Source organism: Streptomyces sp. NPDC003691, from assembly GCF_053981115.1.
Genome location: NZ_JBSFNQ010000026.1, coordinates 48,221 through 62,791 on the forward strand (window position 1 = coordinate 48,221; position 14,571 = coordinate 62,791).

The 14,571-nt window shown below is 72.6% G+C and carries 7 protein-coding genes, 2 tRNA genes and 1 pseudogene; 4 read left to right on the top strand and 6 right to left on the bottom strand.

Annotated features, from left to right (window positions below; genetic code table 11):
- Positions 1-35 precede the first annotated feature (35 nt).
- Positions 36-698, top strand: coding sequence for an HAD family hydrolase (locus ACWDR0_RS15305; protein WP_456352153.1), 663 nt, complete (start codon positions 36-38; stop codon positions 696-698).
- On the opposite strand, the gene ACWDR0_RS15310 is transcribed toward ACWDR0_RS15305, so the two are convergent.
- Positions 679-1,935 carry a transcriptional regulator gene (locus ACWDR0_RS15310; RefSeq protein ID WP_456352182.1) on the bottom strand — a complete coding sequence of 419 codons (1,257 nt, stop codon included), beginning with the start codon at positions 1,933-1,935 and terminating at the stop codon, positions 679-681. The two genes, ACWDR0_RS15305 and ACWDR0_RS15310, sit on opposite strands and share 20 nt — an antisense overlap.
- 626 nt (positions 1,936-2,561) lie before the next feature.
- On the opposite strand from ACWDR0_RS15310, the pseudogene ACWDR0_RS15315 reads away from it, so the two are divergent.
- Positions 2,562-3,762: pseudogene (locus ACWDR0_RS15315) on the top strand (protein-L-isoaspartate(D-aspartate) O-methyltransferase).
- Between the two features lie 205 nt (positions 3,763-3,967).
- Here ACWDR0_RS15315 and ACWDR0_RS15320 read toward each other — a convergent pair.
- Both ACWDR0_RS15320 and ACWDR0_RS15325 read right to left on the bottom strand, forming a co-directional pair.
- A tRNA-Arg gene (locus tag ACWDR0_RS15320) sits at positions 3,968-4,040 on the bottom strand.
- Positions 4,041-4,274: 234 nt separating this feature from the next.
- A tRNA-Ser gene (locus ACWDR0_RS15325) sits at positions 4,275-4,365 on the bottom strand.
- A 335-nt stretch (positions 4,366-4,700) separates the two neighbouring features.
- Here ACWDR0_RS15325 and ACWDR0_RS15330 point away from each other — a divergent pair.
- Both ACWDR0_RS15330 and ACWDR0_RS15335 read left to right on the top strand, forming a co-directional pair.
- Positions 4,701-5,174 (top strand): SSI family serine proteinase inhibitor, encoded by a 474-nt coding sequence (locus ACWDR0_RS15330; RefSeq protein ID WP_456352154.1) that lies wholly within the window; start codon positions 4,701-4,703, stop codon positions 5,172-5,174.
- Positions 5,175-5,373: 199 nt separating this feature from the next.
- Positions 5,374-9,609 (top strand): PAS domain-containing protein, encoded by a 4,236-nt coding sequence (locus tag ACWDR0_RS15335; protein ID WP_456352155.1) that lies wholly within the window; start codon positions 5,374-5,376, stop codon positions 9,607-9,609.
- Between the two features lie 264 nt (positions 9,610-9,873).
- Here the strand turns inward: ACWDR0_RS15335 and ACWDR0_RS15340 are convergent, their stop codons facing one another.
- From ACWDR0_RS15340 to ACWDR0_RS15350, 3 genes are all read right to left on the bottom strand, one after another.
- Positions 9,874-11,526: a long-chain fatty acid--CoA ligase gene (locus ACWDR0_RS15340; RefSeq protein ID WP_456352156.1), complete on the bottom strand. Its 1,653-nt coding sequence runs from the start codon at positions 11,524-11,526 to the stop codon at positions 9,874-9,876.
- Between the two features lie 477 nt (positions 11,527-12,003).
- The gene (locus ACWDR0_RS15345; RefSeq protein ID WP_456352157.1) at positions 12,004-12,591 is read right to left on the bottom strand and encodes a SigE family RNA polymerase sigma factor; all 588 of its coding nucleotides are present in this window, start codon (positions 12,589-12,591) and stop codon (positions 12,004-12,006) included.
- Positions 12,592-13,062: 471 nt separating this feature from the next.
- Entirely contained in the window at positions 13,063-14,229 is a 1,167-nt protein-coding gene (locus tag ACWDR0_RS15350; RefSeq protein WP_456352158.1) for a lipid-transfer protein, read from the bottom strand.
- Between the last annotated feature and the right edge of the window lie 342 nt (positions 14,230-14,571).

Genomic DNA, 14,571 nt, shown 5'->3' on the forward strand with positions numbered 1-14,571 from the left:
ATCCAGCCATCCCTCCGCCCCGTAGGATCGGTTCCATGATTCGTGCCGTGGTCTTCGATGTCGGCGAATGTCTCGTGGACGAGACGCGCGAGTACGGCACTTGGGCGGACTGGCTGAGGATCCCCCGGCATACCTTCGCCGCCGTGTTCGGCGCGGTCATCGCCCAAGGACGCGACTACCGCGACACCTTCCAAGAAGTCCGTCCCGGCTTCGACCTGGACCAGGAGCGCGAGCGGCGGGCAGCAGCGGGGCAGCCCGAACACTTCGGGGAAGAGGATCTGTACGACGACGTGCGGCCCGCGCTGGCGCAGCTCCGTGCGGACGGGCTCTGGCTCGGGATCGCGGGGAACCAGACCGTGCGGGCCGGTGGGCTGCTGCGTGGGCTGTTCACCGATGACGTGGATCTGATCGGCACCAGCGACGACTGGGGCGCCTCCAAGCCGGACAGCGCGTTCTTCGAGCGCGTCGCAGCGGCCGTTCCCTACGCTCCCGCGGAGATCCTGTACGTCGGGGACCGGGTGGACAACGACATCCGTCCCGCCGTCTCGGCCGGCATGCCCACCGCGCTCATCCGCCGCGGGCCCTGGGCCAACATCCAGTGGAACACCCCCGACGCACAGAGGCTGCCGACCCTGAGGATCAGCAGCCTCTTGGAACTCCCGGAGCGGATTGCCAAGTTCAACGCGTCAGAGCGCTGAGCGTCGTCGACCACCCGTAGAGCCGATCGTCCAAGTCGCGAACGCACCGCTCGTTCTGCCAAGGGGCGAGCGTCCTCCGTACGTCGCGTACCCGGTCCATGCCGGTCGCGTACCACGTCGTCGCGAGGAGATCGAGTGCCTGGAGCGCGTACTCGCACGCGGCCTCCGGGCGCTCATCCGCTGCCTCAACGGCCGCGAGATCGCCCAGGATCACCGTGCGCTGCTTGTTGTCGGACTCGGGCAACTCATCCAAGACCTTGGTCAGGGTCTCCCGGGCCTGCGGCAGGTGACCGGCCTTGAGCTGGGTGTTCCCCTTGAATGCGGCAAGCCGCACCGGGCTGAACCAGTCCATCCACGGTGGATTCGAGTGCTCCGACTCCATGGACAGCACGTCCTCCGCATGCGTGATCAGGTTCAACGCCGTGCGGGTCTCGCCGCATCGCGTCTCGCACTCGGCTTCGACCGCGTCCAGCCACGCCAGGAACTGCGTCGACGCGGGGCCGCGCCGGGCGTACGTCCTTGCTGCAACCATCCGTTCAAGCGCCTCGTCCCGGCGTCCGCCCCACCCCGGGATGAACGCCGAGTGGGCAAGGATCGCCGAGCCAAGAAGGGCGTGGTCCGCCTCACCGGCCGCCTGGAGCGCCTTCACCAATGTGTCGTTGGCGGCCACCGGCTGCCGCATATCGAAGAACTCCATGCGGGCTGCGAGCAGGCACGACTCCGCCAGGGCCGCCGCCACACGGTGACGGGTCGCCCCAGCGGTCTCAGGCAGCAGGGCGATTCCCATCGTTGCGTGCGCCATGACGACCGGATGCAGAATCGCGGGGGCCACGCTCCAGTACAGGTGCCTATGTGACCGTGTCACAGCCTCGTAGTCGTCGCCCACCGAATCGGGCTGGGTTTGTGTCATCGTCAGGCGCGGCACCGGCGAAAGACCCACTGCCGCTCCGGCTATGACCACCGCGCGGTGCTCTGCGCCCTGGTCGTGGGGCGGGGTAAAGCCAAGCTGCTCCATGTCCTGTCGGAGCAAATGGGCGAGCAGCCTCCGGTGGTCCGGGTGTGGCCACGGAGGGGCGGCCGACTCCCAGCGGCGTACCTGGCGTACCCCCACGGACAGTCCGCGGATCCCCAACTCCGCTGCTGTGGCAGTCATGGCCTCAGCAAGTCGCTGTTGAGAGGCGTATCCAGCAGCGACACGAGCGCTCTTCAAGCGGATGTTCCCGCTCGGATGGGACATGGACACCTCCAGTCGTGTTGTGACACGAAGGTCCCACAGCATGTCCTCCTTTGTTAGCCCTTCCCTCTTTGTAGGGAGAGAAAGCCCTCTCCAGTGACCTCTGGAGCCCTATAGAAGCCCTCGTAAGCGACCGTTGCGCCCGTCAGTCTGTAACACCCCGCCTCCTGACTGAAGGAGTCCTGACGTGCCGCTGCGCGATCATTGCATCCGGATCTTCCGGTTCCTGGAGCTCAAATCATTAGGTCGCCACCAACCCGTCATGGCACCCGCCGTGATGAGCTCCCCCGGAACTCTCATGTTCTTACCTTCGTTCGGCAACGCCTCTGAGCCCCTGATCCGGCCGCGTTACCCCGCCTGCGAGCAACGGAACCTCACACACAAGCTGCCCAAGGCACAGATGGGACGGCCCGAGTGATGGTGTTCTCCCCCAACGCGGTCCCGGAAGACGAGGGCCGTACACGGATGACCCTGCGAGTATCCCGAGACTCTGGCCGCACGTGGGGCCCGACTACGGTCGTACGCGATACAGAAGCCATAGATCTCCCGACAGAGCCCCTGAAGTACCCGCCCTGCCGGTGTCCGCGTTGCCGTGCCAACCTTGCGAATCACGGTGCGGAGGCGGAGGCATGAGCACCCGGCGTCAGTACGCCCAGGCAGCGGTTCTCGCTGATGGCCGGTGGGCGGATCTGGGGCAGGCCCTGTTCGCTCGGGGTGATCTGACCTCGGACTGGGTGCCCGCCTTCGCCGCCGTGCCCCGGTCGGCGTTCCTGCCCGACGACATCTGGCCGTACGACCCCGTCCGCGGTGATCACGTCCACGTCTCCCGCGTCGACGACCCCGCCCGGTGGCAGGCGTACGCCGACACCGACGTCCCCGTCGTCACGCAGTGGGACGAAAACAGCGACACCCACACCCCGCTGACCGAGCCGACCAGTTCGTCGACCATGCCCAGCATCACCCCCTCCATGCTCCGCGACCTGGACGTCGAAGCCGGTTCGCGGGTGCTGGAGATCGGTACGGGCACCGGCTGGTCGGCCGGCCTGCTCGCTCACCGGCTCGGCCGGTCCCATGTGGTCAGTGTGGAGGTGGACGCCTCCGTCGCCGCCCGCGCGGGCCCGTCTCGGGCGGATCGGACTCCCGGTCCCGGTCATCGGAACCGACGGCCTGGTCGGCCATCCGGCCGGGGCTCCGTACGACCGGATCATCGCCACCTGCGGGGTGCGCAAGATTCCGTACGCCTGGATCCGGCAGTCCTGCGGCGGCGGGCTGATCCTCGTCCCGTGGGGCACCCACTACACGCCCATGGACGTGAACGTCCTGCTCACCGTGGACCGCGATGGCCAGTACGCCTCGGGCCGCTTCCTCGGGCCCCTGGAGTTCACCAAGCTCCGGGCCCACCGGCTGGCGCCGCCCAAGCACCACGGCTACCTCGCCCGGCATCCCTTCAACAAGGCGTCGGCGTCCCTGACCGCGACCACCGCCGCCGAGCTGGGCCCCGGGCGCTTCGACGCCGCACGCTTCGCCGTCGGGGTACGGGTCCCCGACTGCGTCCACGCGGCCGGGACCGAGCGCGACGGCGTACAGCCCGTCTGGTTCTACAGCCTCACCGATCACTCCTGGGCCGCCGTGATGTTCCGCGGCACCACCGGCCTCGCAACCGTCCGCCAAGCCGGACCCCGGCGGCTGTGGACCGAGGTCGAAGAGGCCCTCCACTGGTGGCACGCCCACGGCTGCCCCGGCTTCGACCGCTTCGGACTCACGGTCACCGAGGAAGGGGAGACCGTCTGGCTGGACGACCCGGCGACGCCGTGCCGATCCCCGGTGTGAAGGGCTGACGCACGAGCAGCACCAGCAGGGAGCGGCCACAGCCGCCGAGGCGAACGAGGGGGAGGTGCGGGACGTGCTTCGGCCGGCTGTCCGCCGCCGTGGGTGGCGTCGGGAGCTGACGGTGATGGGCGCGGTTGCCGTACTCCGCTGCTGTATCGCGCAACGCAAGAGGCCCCGGACTTTCGTCCGGGGCCTCTCGGCTATGTGCACTCGGCAGGATTCGAACCTGCAACCTTCTGATCCGTAGTCAGATGCTCTATCCGTTAAGCTACGAGTGCTTGCTTTGCTCGGCGTTTCGGGCTTTTCTTCCCGGTCGGCGTTGCGGGAACAACATTACATGACCTGCGCCGTCACGCGAAATCCATTAGCCGCACCCCTTCTGACCTGCGTAGATACCCTCAGGGGAGGGGGCCGGGGGATCCCCCGGACGGGTGAGGCAAGGGGAGCCCTGCGGCACCGGACGGAAACACCTGAGCCCCGGCCGGGGGCCGGGGCTCAGGTGATCTTGAGGGCGGAGGCGGAGGGATTTGAACCCTCGATGGGCGGTAAAGCCCAAACCGCATTAGCAGTGCGGCGCCATAGACCGGACTAGGCGACGCCTCCAGCACCATCGCGCAGGCGCGAGTGGTGTGCAGATGATGACACAGTCACGCGGCGTGTCACCAATCGCCGTCCACGGTACTAGGCACGCGGGGCCGAGGGCAAAGCACAAAAGGCGCCGCCGCGGGGAGGCCCGGCGGGGGCCGAAGGTACGGGTGGCGGGGCAGTGGCCGGGGCGGGGCGCAACGCCCGGGGGCAGGGCGGTGGAAGGGCCGGGCGCAACGCCCGGGGGGCGGGCGCGTTAGACAGCGGTGGGGGCTCCCGGTCCGGCCGCCGTGTGCGGGCGGGGGCCGGGGGCGGTTCCCCAGGTCGTCCGTACGAGCAGAACAGGAGCGCCCATGCTGCGCCGTATCGCCCTCACCGCCACCGCGTCCGCCGCCGCCGTCGCCGCCTTCGCCGGGGTCGCGACCGCGGCCCCCGTCTCCCTGCTGCCGGTGCCGCTGCCGCCGCTGCTCGGGGAGGCCGAGGACCGGCTGACGGTGGTGGTGTCGGAGACGGGGAACGCCCGGACCGACGGGCGGTACGAGCTGGAGTGCGGCCCCGCCGGGCCCGAGGGGACCCCGGGCGGGACCCATCCGGCGGCCGAGGGGGCGTGTGCCCGGCTCGACGAGCTGGCGCGGGAAGGGGCGGACCCGTTCGCTCCGGTCGACCGGGACGTCTTCTGCACCCAGCAGGCCGGCGGCCCCGCCACCGCCCGGGTCACCGGCACCTGGCAGGGCCGCCCGGTCGACGCCGTCTTCTCCCGGCAGAACGGCTGCGAGATCCACCGCTGGAACAACCTCACTCCCGTACTGCCCAGCGCCGGGGCGTAGCCGGGCGGAAGACGGCCGGAAGGCGGGCGGAAGACGGTCGGGGCGGGCCGGTGCGTACCCCAAATGGTCACAAGGGGTGCACCGGTCCCCCACACCCCCGGTACGCGAGGTGCCCCTCGTCCCCCGCTCCCGCAGACCCCCTGCCCTAGACTCCCTCCAGTGACAGGCTGATGTCCGTAGTTCAGGAGGAACCGTCGTCGTGAGCAGCAGGCCATCCCGAGGCGCTGCTCGCCTCGCAGCCATACTCGACGCACTCCCCGACGGTCTGGTGCTCGTCAACTGCAACGGCACCGTCGTCAACGCCAACACCATTGCCCTCGGACTCTTCGAGACTCCCGGCACCGCACTCGTCGGCCGCGGGCTGCTCGATCTGCTGCCCGCCTTCGACTCCCGGCTGATTCCGGGGTCGATGCGGCGTCCGGAAGGCGCCGACGTCCGCGGCCGTACCAAGCCGACCCGGATGACGGCCCGCCGCACGGACGGCAGCGAGTTCCCCGTGGAAGTGACGAGCGCCAGCCTGGAGGACGGGCGCGAGGCGTACGAATCGCAGCACTCCCACTTCACGGGCGACGAGCTGCTGATGCTGGTGGTACGGGATCTGTCGGGGACCGTGGACACCGAGGCGGAGCTGGCGCGTTCGCAGCGACAGACCGAAATGATCCTGCGCGCGGCCGCCGAGGGCGTCGTCGGTACGGATACCGAGGGCCGCGTCGTCCTGGTCAATCCGGCCGCGGCACAGATCCTCGGCTTCCGCGCCAGCGACCTCGGCGGCCGTGAGCTGCACCCGCTGGTGCTGCACTCGCGCGAGGACGGCAAGCCGTTCCCGTACGCCGAGTCACCGCTCGCGGACACCCTCAGGTCGGGCCGGAAGCACCGGGTCCGGGGGCAGGTGCTCTGGGCGAAGGACGGCTCGCGGGTGCCGGTGGACCTGACCACCGCGCCGGTACGGGACGGGGACCAGCTGGTCGGCGCGGTGATGACCTTCACCGACCGCCGGCCGGTCGAGAAGCTCACCTCGCAGCACACGACCGCGCTCAGCACGCTCACCGCCCGGCATTCGGCGGAGCTGACCGAGACGGCCGAGAAGCTGACCGCCGAGCACGAGCGGACCAAGGAGGAGTACGCCGCCGAACTCGCGGACAAGACCGAGCGCTACACCGCCGACATCGAGGCCCGCGACGAGCGCCACCGGGAGCTGGCGGGGCGGCACGGGCAGCTGACGGCGGTGCTCGGCGACGCGCTACGCGGGCCGCTGGAGGAGCTGCGTACGGAACTGGGCACGCTGGCCGCCGATCCCGCCGGGCAGCTGTGGCCGGAGGCGAACCAGATCCTGCACCATCTCGCCGCCGGGTACGCCCGGATGACCACCCTCATCGACAACGTCCTCGCCTATCAGCGGCTGGACACCGGCGAGGAGCGGCTCCACAAGGCGAACACCCTGCTCGACGCGGTCGTCACGGCCGGCGTCGAGGGCGCGGTCGAGCTGATCGGGCCCGGTCGGGCGCAGTTCGCCGTCCATGCGCCGCCCATCGAGGCCGAGGTCGACGGGGTGCGGCTGGCGACGGCGCTGGCGCATCTGATCGCCGATGTCGCCGGGGTCGACGCGACCGGGAAGACCCGGCAGTCGGCGGCGGCCGGCGGTCCGGCCGGATACGCGGACTCCACGATCGTGGTGGCCGCCGCGCAGCGCGGCGAGGTCGTACGGATCGAGGTCCGGGGGCCGTTCACCGGGGGCGACGCGGTGCACCAGCCGATCGTCCGCGGGATCGTGACGGCGCACGGCGGAGTGGTGCAGACGCACGAGGTGCCCGGCGCGGCCGGGAGCGCGTACGTCCTGGAGGTGCCGCTCGGCGGGGGTTCGGGCGCGGTGACCGCCCCGGAGCCCACTGCCGGTGCCGGTGCTGGTGTCGGTGCCGGTGCCGGTGCCGGTGTCGGTGTCGGTGTCGGTGGGGACGACGGTACGGGTGCCGGTTCCGGTGACGGTACGGACGGCGGGCCCGGGCAGGCCCTGGCGCTGCCGGAGCAGGCGTCGGGCGAGACCCTGGGCGGCCGGCGGCGGGCCCGCCGCGGGTCGACGGATGCCTTCCTGGAAAGCCCGCTGGCGGCGGAGCGCGCGGCGGACAGCGGATCGGCGGACGGTTCGGCGGGTGGTCCGGTGAGCGGATCGGCGGGCGGTCCGGCGGGCGGGCCTGGGAGCGGGGCGCAGGACGGTACGGCGCCCGCCGGCGACGCGGACGAGGGTGCCGGAGGCGGCACCGGGCGGCGGCGCGGACGGCCCAGCCCCGCGGAGGGCGCGGTCGTGACCGCCGCCGAGGGCGCCGCTGCGGCCGGGCGGCCCGCGCCCGGAACGGCCGTACCGCCGCAGGGTGTGCCGGTGGAGGTCCCGTCGGGGCGCCGGGCACGGCACGGTGGTGTGCCCGAGCTTCCGGTGGGGCCCGCGGCTCCTCCGGTGCCGGAGGCCCCCGGACTGGTTCCGGCGGTGGGACCGGGCGGTGCGCCGGGTGTTGTACCCGGTGGTGCGCCCGGGCCCGTGCCGGTGCCCGCGCAGGGCGTCGGACAGGGCGTAGGACAGGCGGTCCCGGCCGGAGGGCGGCGCGCCCGGCGTGCGCTGGCGCCCGCGCCGGTGGAGAGCGCGGATCCGCAGGCGCGTACGGCCTTCGCACTCCCGCCCGCCGAAGCGGACCGTGCGCCGTTCGTCCTCGGCGGCGGGGGTACGGGTGCCGGGGACACCGGCCACCACCGGCTCGGCCCGGGCGCCGACCAGCACACCCCGCCGCAGCCGCACCCTCTCCCGGGCGTGGTGCCGGGTACGTCCCCGTCCCCGTCCCCGTCCCCGGGCGCGGTTCCGGGCGCCGGGCGAATGGGCGCGGAGGGGCAGGTTCCGGCGCCGACCGGGCGCCGCAGGGGCCGTCCCGAGCACGGAACGGCCGACGAGACGGCCGGGGCCGGGCTGAGCGGACTGCCGGAGGAATTGGGCGCGCCGGGCGCGCCGACACCGGCTTCCGGGGTTCCGGTGCCGGGGATGCCGGTGGACGTCGGTGTGCCCGGTGCACTTGGCGCGCCCGGGGTGTCCGGGACTACCGGGGCGCCCGCGACCACGGGAGCCGCCGGGACCACCGGAGCCGCCGAGGTCGCTGAGACCGCCGGGGACTCCGGAGCCGCCGGGCACTCCGGGGACCGCTCCGCCGACACCGGGTCGCTGTCGCTCCCGCTGCCGCCCGCGGAGCCCGTACCCGTACCGCCGGGAGGCCGTACCGCACGGCCCGCCGCGCAGCCGCTGCCCGCGGAGGCGCCGTCCGGGTCCGTACCCCTGCCGCCCGACGCCTCCCAGGGACGGGCGTTCAGCGTGCGCGCCCTCGGGCAGGCCGGGCCGGTCGCCGCGGCCCAGCCCGCACCCGCACCCGTCCCCGTACCGGCGCAGGCATCCGGTTCCGGACGGCGCCGCAAGCTCGGCACTCCGCAGACCGCGGACCGGCCCGAGCCCGCCGCCGCCCCCGCGCTGCCCGCACAGGCGGCCCCCGTCCCCGTACCGCCGGTCCCGGCCGCCCCGCCGCAGTCCGCGCTGGACCGGGACGGCGAGGCGCCCGGCCGGGCGTACGCCATCAGCGCGCCCGACGAGGACGCCGCCGAGGGGCCCGAGCCGCTGGACGGCCCGGGGGGCGCGGTCGAGGTCGCCAACCGTCCGCTGCCCCAGCCCGTCGACGACGAGCTGCCGCCCGAACCGCTCGACAACCCGCGCCGCCTGCTCGTCTGGCCCGCGCCCGACGTCTCCACCCAGCAGGCTCTGAGCGAACGCGGCTACCGGCCGGTCGTCGTGCACTCGCGCGAGGAGGTCGACGCCCAGATCGCGGCCTTCCCCGCCGCCCTGTTCGTCGATCCGCTGACCGGGCCCATCACCCGGACCGCGCTCCAGTCGCTCCGCCAGGCCGCCGTGGCGGCGGAGGTCCCGGTGCTGGTCACCGCCGGTCTGGGGCAGGCCACCCGGGAAGCCGCCTACGGTGCCGACCCGGCCGTCCTGCTGAAGGCGCTGGCCCCCCGGGACAGCGAACAGCACCCCTCGCGGGTCCTGCTGATCGAGGAGCACGAGGAGATCGCGCTGGCGCTGACGGCCGCGCTGGAACGGCGCGGCATGCAGGTGGCGCGGGCCGCGGCGGACGCCGACGCGGTCACGCTCGCCGCGCAGATGCGGCCGAACCTGGTCGTGATGGACCTGATGCAGGTACGACGCCGGCGCGCCGGGATCATCGACTGGCTGCGCGCCAACGGGCAGCTCAACCGCACCCCGCTGGTCGTCTACACCTCCGCCGGGCTCAACCGGGCGGAGCTGCCGAAGCTGTCGTCCGGGGAGACGGTGCTGTTCCTGGCCGAACGCTCGACGAGCGCGGAGGTGCAGTCGCGGATCGTGGACCTGCTCGCCAAGATCGGGACCAACTGACGCAGGCGGGTCACGGGAACGGAGCGGGAAACGAGGAAGGGCCCGCACCCGGGTCGTAAGGACCGGGTGCGGGCCCTTCTTCCGTTCTCCTGCCGGGGAGGGGCGGAGACGGGAGGGGACGGGAGGGGACGGGAGGCTGGAGGGGCTGGAGAGGAGCGAGGTGCGGCGCCGGGCGAGCCGCCGGTCCGGTGCCGGTGGCCCGGGGTGAGCCGGGGCGGGCCGAGGTGACCCGGGGTGGGCCGGGCCCGGCCCACCCCGGCCGTCTCAGACCTCGACGATCTCCAGCTCACCCTCCGCGTACTGCCTGCGGATCGCCCGCTTGTCGAACTTCCCGATGTTCGTCTTCGGCACCTCCCGCACCAGCGACCACCGCTCGGGCAGCTGCCACTTCGCCACGGTCTCGCCCAGGAACGCCTTCAGCCCGGCGAGATCGGTCGTCGCGCCCTCCCTGAGGACGACCGTGGCCAGCGGGCGCTCGTCCCACTTGGGGTCGGGCACCGCCACCACCGCGGCCTCGGCGACCTCCGGGTGCGCCATCAGGGCGTTCTCCAGGGCGATGCTGGAGATCCACTCGCCACCGGACTTGATGACGTCCTTGACCCGGTCGGTGAGGGTGAGGAAGCCGTCGGGGCTGATCACGCCCACATCACCGGTCTTGAGCCAGCCGTCCTCGCTGAACTTGTCCTCCGGCCGCAGCGGCTCCTGCCCGGCCCCGCCGAAGTACGCGGCCGCTATCCACGGTCCGCGTACCTGGAGTTCACCGACGGACTCGTTGTCCCACGGCAGTACGTCGCCGCCGGGGCCGACGATCCGCGGCTCGACACCGGCCGGGAAACGGCCCTGGGTGAGGCGGTACGGCCAGGCCTCCTCCGCGCTCAGCCCGGCGGGCGGGTGCGCCATCGTGCCGAGCGGGGAGGTCTCCGTCATGCCCCAGGCGTGGCAGAGGCGCGCGCCCAGCTTGTCGTACGCCTCCATCAGCGCGGGCGGGCAGGCCGAGCCGCCGATGGTGACCTGCTTCAGGGAGGTCAGATCGCGGGGGTTGGCGAGGACCTCGGCGAGCAGGCCCTGCCAGATGGTGGGGATCGCGGCGGCGTGGGTCGGCTTCTCGCGTTCGATCATCTCGGCGAGGGGCGCCGGCTGGAGGAATCGTTCCGGCATCAGCATGTTGAGGCCGGTCATAAAGGCGGCGTGCGGGATGCCCCAGGCGTTGACATGGAACTGCGGTACGACGACGAGGGTGGTGTCCTGGTCCGTCAGCCCCATCGACTCGGTCATACAGACCTGCATGGAGTGCAGATAGATGGAGCGGTGGGAGAAGACCACGCCCTTGGGGTCGCCGGTGGTGCCGGAGGTGTAGCACATGGCCGCGGCGGTGCGTTCGTCCAGCTCGGGCCAGTCGAAGGTGACGGGACGGTCCGCTATCAGCTCCTCGTACTCGTGCACCCGCGCCTCGGTGGCCGCGCCCGCCAGCAGGGAGCGGTCGCCGGGGCCGGAGACCACGATGTGCTCGACGGTGGGGAGATGGGGGAGCAGGGGTACGAGGAGCGGCAGCAGCGAACCGTTGACGATGACCACCCGGTCGGCCGCGTGGTTGGCGATCCACACGAGCTGTTCGGGAGGGAGCCGGAGGTTGAGCGTGTGCAGTACGGCACCCATGGCGGGGATCGCCAGATACGCCTCGACGTGTTCGGCGTTGTTCCACATCAGAGTTGCGACCCGCTGGTCGCCTTCGACGCCCAGTTCGTCGCGGAGCGCGTTCGCCAGCCGGGTGGCGCGCTCGCCGACCTCGCGGAAGCTTCGGCGATCGGGCTCGGGCGCGCCGGTCCAGGTGGTGATCTGCGACTTCGCATGGACCCTCATACCGTGTTCCAGGATGCGGGTCACGGTCAGCGGTATGTCCTGCATGGTGCTCAGCACGGCGTCCTCCCGGTGGGCGCTGTGTTGCTACGCGTCAGTAAGGGTGTAGAGATTCTGCGCGCGTACCACGCGGTATGTCACTACCTGAGGGCGGCGGATTAACCGCATCGCGAAGACGCCGGGAGACCGGCGGGACGGGTGGGGCGGAGCCCTCGCGCGAGCCGCGGCGGGCGGGCGGGACCCGTGGGGAAGCGGGCGGGGAGGCGTAACGGAACGGGCGGGGGCCGTGGGTCCGCCGGGCGGCCGTCGGGCGGCGCCGGCAACAGGGAAGGGCGCGGGAGCGGTCCCGTACGGCCCGGAAAAACGCCGGGAAACCCGGGGAAAAACCATGGTGGGGCATTGGGGCGTTCGAGTGGAACGCGGTGCTGTTCGAGGCCCGCCGGTGCGGCGGTGGCACCGGGAGGAGAACGGTGTGCCGAGGTCGCCGGGGGCGCGCGGCGGGGCGGCCGGGCCGGGCGGGGCGGCCGGAGGTGCTCGTCAGCGGGCCGGCGACAGCTCCGGGTCCTCGCGCAGCTTGCCGAGCGCCCGGGACACCGCGCTCTTCACCGTCCCCACGGACACCCCGAGCACCTCGGCGGTCTGCGCCTCGCTCAGATCCTCGTAATAGCGGAGCACCACCATCGCCCGCTGCCGGTCGGGCAGCTTCATCACGGCACGCCACATCGCGTCGTGCAGCACCTGCTGCTCCGCCGGGTCGGGCGTGGGCGAGGTCTCCCGCTCCGGAAGCTCGTCGCAGGCGAACTCGTCCACCTTGCGCTTGCGCCACTGCGAGGTACGCGTGTTCAGCAGGGCCCGGCGGACATAGCCGTCGAGCGCGCGGTGGTCCTCGATCCGCTCCCACGCGACATAGGTCTTGGTGAGTGCGGTCTGGAGGAGGTCTTCCGCGTCGCTCGGGTTCGCGGTGAGGGAGCGGGCGGTCCGCAGCAGCACGGGGCCGCGCGCCCGTACGTACGACGAGAACGACGAGTAGCGAGGACGGGTCGCGTACCGGGCGTCGGTCGTGCCGTACGACGGAGGTCCGGGCAGGGCGGCCTTCGAAGCGCTGGTGCAGACTGGCGTGGTCATAGCTCCACGCTAGGAGCGGGTGCCGCTCCGGCGGATCGCCCAGAGGTCCCGAAGCCATGTCCCCCTCAGGTTGTAGTGGTGGTGCCCGCTCCACCTCCTGAAGGTGGAGAAGACCCTCAGGGGCGGGGACGGGACGTTCGGGACCGGGATGTCCGTTGCGCCGGATAATCCCGGATCCGGGCGGTCGTCACGGGCCGGTACACGGCCTCCGGGGCCGTACGACCTGGGTGGACCGCCGTACACCTCCAGGTGGAGAAGGGATGCTCCGGCCCCTGAGGTCCGGGGCTGTGGGGCCGGGGGGTCGGGGCCGCGGGCCCCGGGGCCGGCCGCCTCTCCCCGGGCATTCCGGCCCGTTCCGCGCCCCCCTTCGCGCCCCCGCCGTGTCGATGCGCCCTGTCCCGCTCCCGGCCTCCCGAGCCCGACCTCGCGCTCCGGGCCTCCCGCTCCCGCTCCCCCTCCCGCCGTCAGCCGTCAGCCGTCCGCGCCCAGGATCAGACCCGAGGTCGGGACACCCGTCCCCGCGGTGACCAGGACCCGGGCCGCGCCGGGGATCTGGTTGACCGAGGTCCCGCGGAGCTGCCGGACCGCCTCCGCGATGCCGTTCATGCCATGGAGGTACGCCTCCCCGAGCTGGCCCCCGTGGGTGTTCAGCGGCAGCGCGTCCGCCGCCACGAAACCGGCCGCCTCGCCGGGCCCGCAGAAGCCGAACTCCTCCAGCTGCATCAGCACGTAGGGCGTGAAGTGGTCGTAGACGATGCCGACGTCGATATCTGCGGGCGCGAGCCCCGAAGCGCTCCAGAGCTGCCGGGCCACCACCGCCGTCTCGGGCAGGCCGGTCAGCTCGTCCCGGTAGAAGCTGGTCATCTGCTCCTGGGCCCGGCCCGCCCCCTGGGCCGCCGCGACGACGATGGCCGGGGGGTGCGGCAGATCGCGGGCCCGTTCGGCGCTGGTCACCACGATCGCCTGACCGCCGTCGGTCTCCTGGCAGCAGTCGAGCAGCCGCAGCGGCTCCACGATCCAGCGGGACGCCGCGTGGTCGGCGAGGGTGATCGGTCTGCCGTGGAAGTACGCGGCGGGGTTACGGGCGGCATGGCGGCGGGCGCCCACGGCGACCGGGCCGAAGGCGTCCGGGGTCAGCCCGTACGTATGCAGATAGCGCCGGGCCGCCATCGCCGCCCAGGAGGCGGGGGTGAGCAGCCCCGACGGAAGGTTCCAGCCGAGTGCGGTGCCCTCGGCAGACGGTTCGCGCCGCTGCACCCCCGAGCCGAAGCGGCGCCCCGACCGCTCGTTGAAGGCCCGGTAGCAGACGACGACCTCGGCGACGCCCGCCGCGATCGCCAGGGCGGCCTGCTGGACGGTGGCGCAGGCCGCGCCGCCGCCGTAGTGGATCCGGGAGAAGAAGGTCAGCTCCCCGATGCCGGCGGCCTGCGCGACGGTGATCTCGGGGCTGGTGTCCATGGTGAAGGTGACGAGCCCGTCGACGTCGGCGGGTGAGAGCCCCGCGTCGTCCAGCGCCGCGCGCACCGCCTCCACGGCCAGCTTCAGCTCGCTGCGGCCGGAATCCTTGGAGAACTCGGTCGCCCCGATCCCGGCGACGGCCGCCCGGCCCCCGAGCGAACCCCGGTGGCCGGGGCTCATGACCGGGCCACCGGAGCTGCCGGGGTTTTCGGGACCTCCGCGGCTCCCGTGGCTTCCGTGGCTTCTGTGGCTTGCAGGGCCTCCGGGGCCTCCGTTCCGGGCACGACGGCCGTGACCGTCCCCGTGACATGGTTTCCCAGGGCGTTGGTCCCGACGATCTTCACCTCGACCGTCCGCCACTCCTCCCCGGTATCCGGGAGGTCCTCCCCGGCATCCGGCCCGTCCGCCCCCGCGGCGACCGGGACCACCGTGCCCCGCAACACCATCGTGTCGCCGGGATAGTTGGGCACCCCCAGCCGGATGGCGACCTTCCGCAGCCGGGCCCGCTCCCCCAGGCGGTCG

Coding starts and splice junctions, on each gene's coding strand:
- ACWDR0_RS15305 (WP_456352153.1), top strand. CDS start 36: ATGATTCGTGCCGTGGTCTTCGATGTCGGCGAATGTCTCGTGGACGAG.
- ACWDR0_RS15310 (WP_456352182.1), bottom strand. CDS start 1,935: ATGTCCCATCCGAGCGGGAACATCCGCTTGAAGAGCGCTCGTGTCGCT.
- ACWDR0_RS15330 (WP_456352154.1), top strand. CDS start 4,701: ATGCTGCGCCGTATCGCCCTCACCGCCACCGCGTCCGCCGCCGCCGTC.
- ACWDR0_RS15345 (WP_456352157.1), bottom strand. CDS start 12,591: ATGACCACGCCAGTCTGCACCAGCGCTTCGAAGGCCGCCCTGCCCGGA.
- ACWDR0_RS15350 (WP_456352158.1), bottom strand. CDS start 14,229: ATGAGCCCCGGCCACCGGGGTTCGCTCGGGGGCCGGGCGGCCGTCGCC.